Below are 12,633 nucleotides of genomic sequence, written 5' to 3'. Positions count from 1 at the left end.
CTCAGGCACCCAGCGCGAAATAGGCGACGAAACAGGCGCTCAGCACCCAGCTGAGGGGCTTGATCTGCCGCACGTGCCCGGTGAGGGCCATCGCCGCGGTGAACGCGATCATGCCCAGCGCCATACCGTCGCTGATCGAGGTCACCCCCATCAGGATAAGCGTGATGATGGCGCTACCCCCGGTCACGATATTGTCGAAATTGATGTGGCGCACTTCCGAGAACATCAGCAGGCCGATAAACACCAGCGCCGGCGCGGTCGCCTGCACCGGAATCACCAGCAACAGCGGGTTGATGAACAGGGCGAGGAAGAACAGCAGGCCGACCAGGATCGCCACCAACCCCGTCCGTCCACCGGACTCGATGCCGGCGGCGGACTCGCCGTAGCAATTGGTCGTCGAGGTGCCGGCCATCGCGGAGCCGATGGTGGCGATGGCGTCCGCGGACAGCGCCGCGGTGGGCTTGAGCATATTGCCGTGCTCGTCCACCAGCCCGGCGCGCTGGCACATCGCGTTCATGGCAGCGAGGCTGCTGAACAGGTCCAGGAACACCAGGGTGAGCAGGACCGGAAAAGCGCTGGGGAAATTGCTCCAGAGATAACCGATATCGAGGATCATCACGTACTGGGAAAAGGATACCGGCGCCGACACAAAGGCCTCCGGCACCCGGGTGACATTGCCCTCGCCCCCCGCCGCCGGCACCAGCAGGCCGACCAGGGTAATCAGCACGATCACCAGGAGAATCGCGCCGGGCACCCGGCGCGCCATCAGCCCCATGACCAGGGGCACACCCAGCAAGGGCAGCAGCACCGCCGGCTGGCTCAGGTTACCGAGGCTGATCAGCGCGGGTGCGGTGGCGCCGACGATAATCCCGGCCCCCTTGAGCCCGATAAACATCAGGAACAGGCCGATGCCGGCGGTCAGGGCGAACTTGAGGTCGTCGGGGAAGGCATCGAGCAGCATGCGCCGCACCCCGGTGACCGTCAGCAACAGGAAAATCACCCCGCTCCAGAATACCAGCCCGAGCGCCGCCTCCAGCGGCACCCCCATGCCGATGATGATGGTGTAGGAGAAAATCGCGTTGGCCCCCATGCCCGGGGCCTGGACGATGGGCAGGTTGGCCATCAGGCCCATCAGGATGGAAAACGCCCCGGCCACCACCGCGGTCAGGGTAATGACCGCTGCGCGGTCCATGCCCGCATCCGCCATGACCATGGGGTGTACCGCAAGGACGTAGGACATGGTCGCGAAGGTGGTCAGCGCGGCCAGCATCTCGGTGCGCAGGCTGGAGCCCCTGCTCGAAATTTTGAACTTGCGGTCGAGATACGCAGCGAACCAGTTTGGTGCAGAATCCGGACTTTCTGCCCTGATTTGCCCCATTTCCTGACCATCCAATTCCCGGGAACTTTCCATTCTTTACCTTTTGGTCAACTTTTTAACCGGTGTTTCCGCGCCCCTTGCGGCACCCCGGCAGCCGGCGTGGCTGGCGGGCCGTGCCCTCCCTGACCACCCCCTGACAGCAAAGCAATAAACATGCCCGCAGGTTTTTACTGGCCTGCTACTTGCATAGCCCTCAGCGATTCAGGCTGGTCAGGACTTATGTCGGCAACACCCCAGAAACCACTTGGCTACCACCTCGCGGCACAGGCCGGGGAACTGGTGCGCCTGCAGGCAGTCGCCGGCGGCCGCGCCGCAGCGGACCTGGTACTGGCCAATGCGAGGGTGCTGTCACTGCACAGCCGGGAAATTCTTGACCGGGATGTCTGGATTTCGGGGCGGCATATCGCCGCCGTGGTTCCCTGCGGGCATCCCGCCCACGGTGAGCCGGAAATCCTGGATATGGGCGGCCGCTATATCGCCCCGACCTTCATCGACACCCACCTGCACATCGAGTACAGCCTGCTCACGCCGGGCGAGTTCGCCCGTTGCGTGGTCCCGCGCGGCACCGGCTGCGTGCTGGCGGACCCCAACTGCATCGGCAACGTGCTCGGCGCCAGCGCCATGGACTGGGCCGGCCAGACCGCCACGCCGCTGAAAATCTTCCAGCAGATCTCCAGCCGGATTCCGCGCTCGCCGGCACTGGAGCTGGGCGGCGCCACGGTTACCGAGGAAGAGCAGCTGAGCCGGCTGTCCTGCAGCCACGCCGCCACCGTGGGTGAATCGACCCCCTTCGGCTTCGATGAACGCGCGGCGCGCATGTACGCCCAGGCCCTGGCCGAGGGCCGCCGCTGCACCGGCCACACGGCGCGGGTAAAGGATGAACTGCTGTGGTCCTACGCGGCCTCCGGCATCTCCGACGACCACAACGCCTTTGACACCGGCGAGGTGCTCGAACGGATTCGCCTGGGCATGATGATTACCGTGATGTCCGGCTCCATGAACGACAACGTGCCGCTGGTCTTCGCCGACACCAACGCGGTTGCCGGCGGCTACCCGTTCTTCTCCTTCTGTGCCGACGATCGCCATGTCGACGATCTCTACCGCGTCGGCCATATCGACCACCACGTGCGCGAGGCCATCCGCTGCGGCGTCCCGGTGCTGGAGGCCTATGCCATGGCCAGCCTCAACGCCGCCAGTTTCTACCGCCTCGACCACCTGATCGGCTCGATCACCCCGAGCCGGATCGCCGACCTGCAGGTCCTGGAATCACTTGAAGATGCAAAGCCGCTGCGCGTCATGCTCAACGGCCAATGGGTGGCCGGGGACGGCGAAGCCCTGTTTGCCAACCCCGACACCATCCCCGCTTCACTCTACGGCAGCGTTCACCTGCCGGAAAACTTCAGTGCCGAGGCCTTCCGCGTCACTGCCCGGGCCGCCGCCGGTGAGGTCGCCGTGGTGCGGGCGATGGAGATGTACGACGGCTACTTCAAGCGCGCCTTCGAAGCGGAGCTTTCCGTCATCGATGGCGATGTCCGGGCGGATCCGGCACAGGACGTGGCGAAGATCGCCGTGATCGACCGCCACCACGGCACCGACACCCGCGCCTGTGGCTTCGTCCGCGGCTTCGGCCTGCAGGCGGGCGCCATCGCCGGCACCACCAACTGCGAAAACCAGAACCTCGTGGTGCTCGGCACCAACAACGCCGACATGGCGACGGCGGCCAACGCCCTGCGTGAACTCGGCGGCGGTTATGTCGCGGTGCGCGACGGCGAGGTGCTCGCCAGCCTGCCCCTGCCGGTGGCCGGGATCATGTCCGACCTGCCCTGGGAGCAGGTGCTGGAGCAGTCCGATGCGGTGGACGCCGCCGCCCGCGCGCTCGGCAGTACCCTGAACAGTCCGTTCATGATCCTCGCCTTCGTCGGCCTCGCCGGCGTGCCCGATTACGGCCTCACCGAAAAGGGCCTGATCGACTCCTACAACATGGAATTCATCCCGGTGGTGGTCTGCTGCCGCTGCCCCCAACACATACACCAGCTGCCATGACGACATTGCAAGAAACCTTGCCGCCGATTCTCGGACACACCGTTCCCACACCGCTGCTGGCGCCCGCAGAGCTGTCCCTGCTCGCCCGCCTGCACCAGGTCATGGACGCCAGCCTGCGCGAACTGGCGCCGCAGAACGACGCCGCCGGTCGCTACCCCAGCGCCTCGATGGCGGCGCTCAAGCAGGCTGGACTGCTGAGCGCGGTCGTACCGCAGGACCTCGGCGGCATGGGCATCAGCCACGCCGCCAGCCTGGAGATACAGATGCGCCTGGCCACGGTAGACCCGGCGGTGGGGCAGCTGTACAAGGTGCACGACGAACTGGTGCGGGAAATATTCGCCTACTGCCCGGAGTTCCAGCGCGCACGGCTGGCGGATTTCATTGTCAACCAGCAGCAGATCGTCGGCCTGGCGGTCGCGGAGTCCGGGCGTTCCGCAGTGGAGCCGCTGAAGACCACCGCCACGCCTACCGGCGATGGCGGCTTTGTCGTCGACGGCCTCAAGATCTACACCACCGGCGCCGCCGAGGCAGACCAGATTGCGACCTGGGCCTTCAACGCAGCCGCCGCCACCGCGGACAATCCAATACTCGGCATGCAACTGCTGCTGATTCCGAAAGATACAGCCGGGGTCACCGTCAACCGCGACTGGGACGCCCTCGGCCAGCGCGCGACGGATTCCGGTTCGATCAGCTTCGACAATGTGCAGTGCCCGGCGGAATGGGTGGGCTCGGTGACCGGCAAGGCGCCGCTGTTGCAGTCCGCGCTGCGCTACCAGGCCGGTTTCGCCGCGCTGTTGTGCGGCATGGGCTTTGGCGCGCTCGCGGCCGCGGTGCCGTTCATCAACGAGAAATCCCGGCCCTGGGCCCAGACCGGCGTCGAGCACGCCAACCAGGACCCGATGGTGCTGCGCAGCGCCGGGGAGATGGCCGCGGACCTCGCCTGCGCCTGGGCCGCAACCCAGCGCTGCGGCGAGCTGCTGGACGCCTACGAAGCGGGCAAAATCAGCCGCGGCCAGCTCGCCATCCCGATTTCCGCCGCCAAATCCGCGGCCTCGCGGGCGGCGCTGAAGTGCACCGGCGAGCTGCACGCGCTGATGGGCACGCGCTCCGTCGCCGGCGGCGCCGGCTTCGATTACTGGTGGCGCAATGCCCGCACCCTCGCCCTTCACGACCCGATGGAGTGGAAAAACCACGAGATCGGCCGCCATGTCATCACCGGCTGGGAGCCGGAACCCGGGATCTACCAGTAGGAACACCGCATGACCATCGCCACCGAGAGCGCCATCCGCGCCCTGCCCAAGCTTGAAATGCACATCCACCTGGAGGGCACCTTCGATCCGGCGCTCGTCCAGCAACTGGCGGACGCCCGCGGCGTCGCCCTGCCGCGGCCGCTGGATGACCTCTATGACCTCAGCGACATCAGCGCTTTCCTGCGCACCCTCGACTGGGTCTGTTCGCTGGTGGCCAGCGCCGAAGAGGCGCGCCTGGTGGCGGAGAACTTCGGCCGCCGCTGCCAGCAGCAGGGCATCGTCTACACCGAAGTCATCATCAATCCGACCCACTGGGCCGCCCTGCCCTACAGCGAGTTGCTGCCGGCGCTGGCTGAAACCTTCGACGCGGTGGAGACGACTTACGGCGTCGATGTTCGCCTGCTGCCCTCGATCCTGCGGCAGCAGTCCGCGGCTGAAGCCGAGGCACTGGTGCGCTGGATGGGCGAGTCGGGCATCGCGCGCATCGCCGGCCTGTCCGTCGACGGCAACGAGACTGCCGCCGGTCCCACCGGGGAGCGTTTCGCCAGGGCCTACGCCATGGCCCGGGAACTGGGCTTCGGGGTAACCGCCCATGCCGGTGAATCCGCGGGACCGGACGGTGTGCGCGACGCGCTGGACCTGCTCGGGGTCTCGCGTATCGACCACGGCGTGCGCGCCATTGAGGAGCCGACGCTCACCCGGCGCCTGGTCGACGAGGACATCACCCTGAATGTCTGCCTGCGCAGCAACTGCAGCATCCTCTACCCGACCCTCGAGGCCCACCCCTTCCCGCGCCTGCTGGAGGCCGGGGTAAAAATGACCCTCAACACCGACGACCCGGTGGTGCTGAAGACCGACCTCAGCGAGGAACTGGCCTGGATCGCCGGACACTTTGGTTTCAGCCTCGAGGACATCGCCGGGTTCCAGCACCACGCGGTGGACAGCGCCTTTTGCGACAGCGCCACAAAACAGGCGCTGCGCGAGCGCATCGACGCGGCACTCGCTGGCTGAGCCCGCAACCATTCCCCTGCACAGGAGCACGTTTTACCCATGAAAAAAGTACTTGCCGCCCTGGTCGCCAGCGCCCTTATCGGCGCACCCGCACTGGCAGCGGCCGCCGCGCCGCAACTGCTGCTGACCAACGCCACCCTGATCACCGTCGACCCCGACCAGCCCGATGCCTTCAGCGGCTACATGCAGGTGGGTGACGACGGCAGGATCATGGCCATCGGTGCGGGCAAGCCGCCGGCGGAGATCAGCGCACCGGTGGTACGCGACATGGGCGGGAAGATGGTCGCCCCCGGGTTTATCTCCGCCCACAGCCACATCTACATGAGCCCGCTGCGCGGCCTGGGCCACGACGTCAACCTCTATGGCTGGTTCCGCGCCTGGGACTACTACCTGCGCCACACCACCGCCGATGACATCTACTGGTTCACCCTGCACGGCTCCGTGGATTTCCTGCGCAACGGTATCACCACCGCCTACGATTTCACCTACCCCGGCGTGCTGGAAGAACTGACCGACGACCCCAGCCAGCCCCAGGGGGCGCCCACCCAGAAACCCGGTCCTTTCGAGGAGAACCAGATCAGGGCCAAGCTGGATTCGGGGATGCGCTTTATCAACAGTCCCTGGCTCTCGGAAATTGGCAGTGACGACGACATTATCGGCCGCTTCGGCGACCTGCTGGACTGGGCGAAAAAGGAAGGCCTGCACGATGACCCGCAGTACCTGGCCGACGCCATCTCCGGCCAGCAGCAGTTCATGCCCACCGACCGCACCGCCAAACTGGAAGTGCGCGCCATGCGCGAATTCGGGGTAATGAACCAGAGCCACTTCCTGGAAAGCCCCAACGCGGTGCCCGAACAGCAGGCCAAGTTCGCCTGGTACGACGATGCCGGCGCCCTGGGCCCGGATTTCATCTTCGGCCACTTTATCCACGTCAACGACGCCATCCTCGACCGGGTGGTGGAGAGCGGAGCGCGGATGAGCTGGCAGCCCACTTCCAACGGTCGCCTCGCCGACGGCATCGCCGATGTCGTACGCTACCGCGAGCTCGGCATCCCGGTGGCGGTGGGTCTCGACGACCAGTCCTGCACCGACGTCTCCGACCCCTTCCAGAACCTGCGTATCGGCCTCTACACCATGCGCGGCCTGCACAAGAAGGCGAGCGCCCTGTCGATCCAGGACATGCTCTACCTGCACACCCTCGACAGCGCGAAGGTACTCAACATCGAGGACAAGGTGGGCAGCCTCGAGGTGGGCAAATTTGCGGATTTCCTCGTGGTCGATCCGCGCAGCCCGGACACCGGACCGGTCTATGAACCGCTGGCGACCTACGTACTGGCAGCCAGCCTGCGCAACCTGAAGGAAGTCTGGGTGGGCGGTGAACAGGTGGTGAACGGCACCGACCTGCTCACCTACGACGAGGCGGAAATCCGCCGGGAGATCGACCAGCGCACCGACCGTATTCGCGCGGAGGCGGCGGCTGGCGACCTGGAAAAAGTGGCTGCGGCGGGCAACTGAAGTGCCCCGCGCGCTTACCGGGGCTCCGCTGCGGTGCCCGCGACTCGCATCACCGCATGTTCAGTCCGCATTGCCGCGCGCGTTGCGGAGGCACTGTGCGAGCGGGTCGGCGACGCGCCCCTTGCCGGCGCAGATTTCGTCCAGCGTGAGGCCTTTCAGCTCGTGAGGAAACACCAGCCAGTCGTCGGTCTCATGGACGTAGTAGTCCGGCCGGATATCGGTGACATTCTTGTTCGGCTTGTACCAGGGGCAGGCGATGCGGATGGTCGCGGGCAGGTTGCGCCGGCACTTGTCCTTCAGCTCGGCCAGGGTGGCGCGCAGGCTGCGGCCGGAATCGAACACGTCGTCCACCAGCAACACTTTGTCCTCGGCGTTCACGTTATCGATGATGTAGTGCAGGCCGTGCACGCGCACGGTTTTTTCCTGCTGGTTGATGCCGGTGTAGCTGGAGGTGCGGATGGCGATATGGTCGGTCTTGACGCCGATGTAATCGAGGAATTCCTGCACGGCGATGCCGACGGGGGCGCCGCCGCGCCAGACGCCGATGATGAAGTTGGGCCGGAAACCGCTTTCGTAGACCAGCTGGGCGAGCCGGTAGGAATCGTGCAGGAGGTCGTCGGCGGTGAGGAATATCTTGTTCACGGGCAGGCTCCGGTTGCGGCTTGGTATGCGTCGTCGATCGTTATCTCAGTCCGCCATCCGGCTGGACCTGTGAGGAGTAAGTGTAACGTAAACACGCTTGGCAGGGAGTCAATCGAGACCAACGATGCAGATTTGGTGGCGAGCACAGCTAACCGGTATCCCCTGCTGGAACACGCCAAAAAGCGCACATCCTTGTGCAGGCTCGGTCGGCGACATCCATGTCGCCTCACGGTTCCAGCAGGGAATACCGGCTATCTGCACTCTGCGCCCCGACTACGCCAAAACAATCTCGCTCTGTCTGATACGAAATTGAAACGCTATTGAATTCAGGTACACGACTATGCAGCAATCACAGCGACTTCCATTCTTCGCCTTAATAACCAGCCTGTGTGCAAGCCTGACACACGCCGATGTCCCCGCCGGCGAAATCAAGCTCTCCACCGAGGTACAGGCCCGCCAGGACCTGGTGCAGACCGCTCTGGGCCGCGAGGAGGCGGACCTGCTGATCAAGGGGCCGACGGTGCTCAACGTGTTCACCGGCAGCTGGCTGGAGAACCAGGACATCGTGATTCGCGGCGAGCGTATCGCCTGGACCGGCGCCTCCGGGACATGGCCGGGCAAGGCGAAGCAGACGCTGGATGCCAGCGGTGAGTGGGCGGTGCCGGGTTTCGGCGAGTCGCACAAGCATATCGAGAGCAGTTACCTGACGCCGGAGTATGAGGCGGCGCTGGTGATTCCGCGGGGCAATACCTGGACGGTGGAGGGTTCGCACGAGCTGTCCAACGTGGTGGGCGAGCACAATGTGGATTTCTGGTTGGCGGCGGAGGATGCCGGTAGCCCGCTGAAGATTTTCCCGGCGATCGGTTCGGCGACGCCGCCTACGGTTTACGAGCAGGGTGGCGGCTATTACGGCTACGGCGCGATGCGCGATTTCCTCAGGGAGGATTTGCGGGTGGTGGCGCTGGGCGAGGTGATGGACTGGCCGGCGGTCAGCAACCGCGACGCGCCGGGCAACCAGCGCATCTGGGAGATGATCCAGGCTACCTGGGATTTTCGCGGCGTGGTGGAAGGCCACGGCAGCGGCATGACGGACGTCAACGAGATCAATGCGTTTGCTGCGGCGGGTTTGAGTTCGGACCACGAGGTGCGGCTGGCGGAGGAAGGCCTGGCCAAGTTGCGCAGCGGGGTGTTCCTCGAGGTGCGCACGGGCGCCATGCCGATCCTGTTCCCGAAACTGCTGGCGGAAGGCATCAGCGACTGGAGCAATATCTCGGTCACTACGGATGACCGCGACGTGGCGGCCACGACCCAGTTGGGTTCGATGGACTACAACATCCGCACCGCCATCGAGGCGGGCGTGCCGGTGGCAATCGCCTACCAGATGGGCAGCTACAACACGGCGCGGCATTTCCGTATCGACCACCTGGTGGGCTCCATCGCCCCGGGGCGTTACGCGGATGTGGTGTTGCTCGACAATCCGGAGACGGTGGCGATTACCCGGGTGGTGGCCAACGGTAAACTGGCGGGCAAAGGCACCGAATACCTGCTGCCGATTCCGAAAATCGACTACCCGGGCTGGGCCCGCAACACGATCGATATCGGCCGCGAGATCACGGCAAAGGATTTCGCCATCGCGGCGCCGGCGGGGCGTGACTCGGTCAACGTGGCGCTGATGGAGCCCTTCTACTTCGCCCCGGACTTTATCCACGACACCCTGCCGGTGAGCGACGGCCTGGTGCTGCCGGACATGCAACGCGGGATCAGCAAGGTGGCGGTGGTCGACCGCTACCGCGGCAACGGCGGTGTCTCGAAGATGTTCTGGCGCAATGTCGGCCCGCTGACTCCCGGTTCCGCACTCGCCAGTTCGCAGATGCACGACATCCACAATATCTGGACCGTGGGCAATGACGACGCGGCCATGGCCCTCGCGGTACAGACCGTAGCCGAGATGCACGGCGGCTGGGCGCTGGTGAAGGAAGGCAAGGTGGTGGCCAGGGTCGAGCTGGATATCGCCGGCCTCATGACCTCCCGCCCGGTGGCGGAAGTGGGCGCCGAGATGGAGGCGCTGTTTGCCGCGGCGGACGAGATGGAGTGGATCGGCGCGCCGGGGCTGCCCGAGCGCATGCGCTTCGCCTTCCTGACTGCCACGCCCTGGAAATGGCAACTGGTGGCGCCCTACGAGGGCAATCCGGGTGGTTTCGTCAATGTCACCACCGGCGAAACCCACGCGGTGGTCTGGTAAGCCGATGCGCGCGATCCTCACCTGGCTGCTGGGCGGGCTGCTCTGCGTCGCACTACCCGCCAGCGCCCACCTGCTCAACATGACCAAGGCCAACGGCACGATCGATGACGGTGGCGAGTTTACCCTCGAGCTGTCGCTGGACCTGCTGCGCGCCAGCGGCAGTGCGCAGGCCTATTACGAACTGAGCCTGCTGCAACAGCCGCTGGCGGAAAAATCCCTGCGGGCGCAGTGGCAGACACTGGGCGACGCGGTGGAGGTGCGCCAGGGCAGCAAGCTGATCAACCTGGAAACCACGGCGGTCGAGCCGCCCCGCGGCCTGGCGCTGGCGGATTTCGAGAGCCCGGTGATGTGGCCGATGACGGCGATCACCCTGCGCGGCAGGGTCGACCCGGCACAGCCAATGAGCGTGAGTTTCCGCTCCCGCTTCGCCTTCGAGGAGCCCATCGCCCTGAGCCTGGTCGCCAGCGGCGGCGAGCGCAAGCAGTCGCGACTGCTGGTGGCCAACCAGAGCAGCCCGCCCTTCCTGCCCCTCGTGAACCCGGCGGTGACGCCGGGCGAAGCGCCATCCTTCGACGTACTGCACAATCTCGGCGTGGGCATCGTGCACATCCTGCCCGGCGGGGTGGACCACCTGCTGTTCCTGGTCTGCCTGTTCCTGCTGGCCAGGAGCTGGAAGCAGCTGCTGCTGTTCGTCTCCGCCTTTACCCTGGCACACAGCCTGACCCTCGCCCTGGCCGCCTACCGGCTGGTGGAAGTACCGGCGGGTATCGTGGAATCACTGATCGCGGCATCCATCCTCTGGCTGGCGGTCTGCGTCCTGCTCGGGCGCCACGCCCACGCCAGCCTCGGCCTGATCACCGGCTTTGGCCTGCTCCACGGGCTGGGCTTCGCCAGTGCGCTGCGCAGCCTGCCGCTGGAAGACAACCAGTTCCTGTGGACCCTGCTGACCTTCAACGCCGGCGTCGAAATCGGCCAGGTCATCTTCCTCGCCGGACTCTGGCTGTGCCTGGCCTGGTGCCGCGGGCGCCAGTGGTACCCGGCCCGGGTCCAGCGGCCTGTCGCAGTCGCGGTTGCACTGGTATCGTCGGTCTGGCTGGTGCAGCGACTGGCCAGTCTCTAGCCCGGAGGTGATGATGGACACCCAACGCACACTGTTCCGCAAGCTGGACCATCTCGTCACCGGCGACGCCGCCGGCACGGTTGCCAGCGCTGTCGACATCCTGGTGGAGGGCGGCCGGATCAGCGCCATCGGCCCCGCCCTGGCGCGCGACAGCGCCATCGAGGAGGTGGACTGCAGCGGCCTGGTCGCCTACCCCGGCCTGGTGAATACCCATCACCACTTTTTCCAGGCGGCTGTGCGCAACCTGCCGGGACTGGACTGGACCAACCTGACCCTGATGCAGTGGCTGGATACCATCTACCCGCTCTTCGCCCGCCTCGACGAGGAGTGCATCTACCAGGCCTCGCTGGTGAGCCTGGCGGACCTGGTCAAACACGGTTGCACCACCGCCTTCGACCACCAGTACAACTTCAACAGCAACATGGGCAGCCGGGTAGTGGACCGCCAGTTCGAGGCCGCGGCCCTGCTCGGCGTGCGCTTCCACGCGGGGCGCGGCTGCAACACGCTGCCCCTCGACCAGGGCAGCACCATTCCCGACGCCATGCGCGAGACGACCGACGCATTCCTCGCCGACTGCGAGCGCCTGATCGAGGCCTGGCACGATCCTGCCGCGGGCTCGATGACGCAGGTTGTGATCGCCCCCTGCCAACCGGTGAACTCGCTCCCGGAAACCTTTCCCGAAGCCGCCGCCCTGGCCCGCCGCCACGGCGTGCAACTGCATACCCACCTCGCCGAGGGGGAAAACGCCACGATGCTGCAGCGCCACGGCATGCGCAGCCTCGACTGGTGCGAGAAAAACGATTTTATCGGGCCGGACGTGTGGCTGGCCCACGGCTGGGAATTCACGCCCGAGGAAATCAAGCGCCTGTCCGCCAGCGACACCGGGCTGTCCCACTGCCCCGCCCCGGTGTTCCTGGTGGGTGCCGAGATCACCAACCTGCCGGCGATGATCGACACGGGACTGCGCGTGGGACTCGGCGTGGACGGCCAGGCCTCCAACGATAGCTCCAACCTCGCCGAATGTATTCGCCTGGCCTACCTCCTGCAGTGCCTCAACGCCCGCAACAACCCGCTGCCGGCGCCCCAACCCTACGACTACCTGCGCATGGCCAGCAGCGGAGGCGCCACCTGCCTGGGCCGCCGGGACATCGGGGAACTGGCCGTGGGTAAGGCGGCGGATTTTTTCTGTGCGGACCTGAATGGACTGGAATATGCCGGCGCGGCGGCGGGCCTGACCAGCCTGCCCGCGAAGGTCGGCTTCTCCGGCCCCGCGGCAATGACCGTGATCAACGGCCGCATCGTGTGGCGCAACGGGGAGTTTCCGGGCCTCGACGAGGGACTGCTGCGCCACACAGCGGATGAAGTTTTCAATAGCCGCCTGGGCGCTGTGCTCGGCCCATTGCGCTGACAACACCGGTAACGGCTCCGCTGC

At 66.0% G+C, this 12,633-nt stretch carries 9 protein-coding genes; 7 read left to right on the top strand and 2 right to left on the bottom strand.

Annotated features, from left to right (window positions below; genetic code table 11):
• Window position 1: 1 nt before the first annotated feature.
• Entirely contained in the window at window positions 2–1,378 is a 1,377-nt protein-coding gene (locus ACNKU3_RS01215) for an NCS2 family permease (protein ID WP_418257579.1), read from the bottom strand.
• A gap of 219 nt (window positions 1,379–1,597) precedes the next feature.
• Between ACNKU3_RS01215 and ACNKU3_RS01210 the strand changes: the two genes are divergently transcribed.
• From ACNKU3_RS01210 to ACNKU3_RS01195, 4 genes are read left to right on the top strand one after another with little or no spacing between them, the layout of a single operon-like run.
• Window positions 1,598–3,421 carry an adenine deaminase gene (locus ACNKU3_RS01210; RefSeq protein WP_418257578.1) on the top strand — a complete coding sequence of 608 codons (1,824 nt, stop codon included), beginning with the start codon at window positions 1,598–1,600 and terminating at the stop codon, window positions 3,419–3,421.
• The gene (locus ACNKU3_RS01205; RefSeq protein WP_418257577.1) at window positions 3,418–4,671 is read left to right on the top strand and encodes an acyl-CoA dehydrogenase family protein; all 1,254 of its coding nucleotides are present in this window, start codon (window positions 3,418–3,420) and stop codon (window positions 4,669–4,671) included. Before ACNKU3_RS01210 ends, ACNKU3_RS01205 begins: the two co-directional genes overlap by 4 nt.
• 9 nt (window positions 4,672–4,680) lie before the next feature.
• Complete coding sequence (add, locus tag ACNKU3_RS01200; protein WP_418257576.1) at window positions 4,681–5,682, top strand: adenosine deaminase; 1,002 nt, start codon at window positions 4,681–4,683, stop codon at window positions 5,680–5,682.
• 39 nt (window positions 5,683–5,721) lie between these two features.
• Window positions 5,722–7,197, top strand: a complete 1,476-nt coding sequence (locus tag ACNKU3_RS01195) for an amidohydrolase family protein (RefSeq protein WP_418257575.1) — start codon at window positions 5,722–5,724, stop codon at window positions 7,195–7,197.
• A gap of 60 nt (window positions 7,198–7,257) precedes the next feature.
• Here ACNKU3_RS01195 and ACNKU3_RS01190 read toward each other — a convergent pair whose 3' ends face one another.
• The gene (locus ACNKU3_RS01190; protein WP_418257574.1) at window positions 7,258–7,839 is read right to left on the bottom strand and encodes a phosphoribosyltransferase; all 582 of its coding nucleotides are present in this window, start codon (window positions 7,837–7,839) and stop codon (window positions 7,258–7,260) included.
• A 340-nt stretch (window positions 7,840–8,179) separates the two neighbouring features.
• Between ACNKU3_RS01190 and ACNKU3_RS01185 the strand changes: the two genes are divergently transcribed.
• Genes ACNKU3_RS01185 through ACNKU3_RS01175 form a run of 3 tightly spaced genes read left to right on the top strand, consistent with a single transcriptional unit; the run spans window position 8,180 to window position 12,609 of the window.
• Window positions 8,180–10,081, top strand: a complete 1,902-nt coding sequence (locus ACNKU3_RS01185; protein ID WP_418257573.1) for an adenine deaminase — start codon at window positions 8,180–8,182, stop codon at window positions 10,079–10,081.
• A gap of 4 nt (window positions 10,082–10,085) precedes the next feature.
• A complete protein-coding gene (locus ACNKU3_RS01180; RefSeq protein WP_418257572.1) occupies window positions 10,086–11,201 on the top strand; it encodes a HupE/UreJ family protein in 1,116 nt (371 codons plus the stop codon).
• A 13-nt stretch (window positions 11,202–11,214) separates the two neighbouring features.
• Window positions 11,215–12,609 (top strand): amidohydrolase family protein, encoded by a 1,395-nt coding sequence (locus ACNKU3_RS01175; RefSeq protein WP_418257571.1) that lies wholly within the window; start codon window positions 11,215–11,217, stop codon window positions 12,607–12,609.
• Window positions 12,610–12,633 lie beyond the last annotated feature (24 nt).

The organism is Haliea sp. E17, from assembly GCF_048323675.1.
Taxonomy (GTDB): domain Bacteria; phylum Pseudomonadota; class Gammaproteobacteria; order Pseudomonadales; family Halieaceae; genus Mangrovimicrobium.
This window is presented reverse-complemented; position numbering and strand designations above follow the sequence as displayed.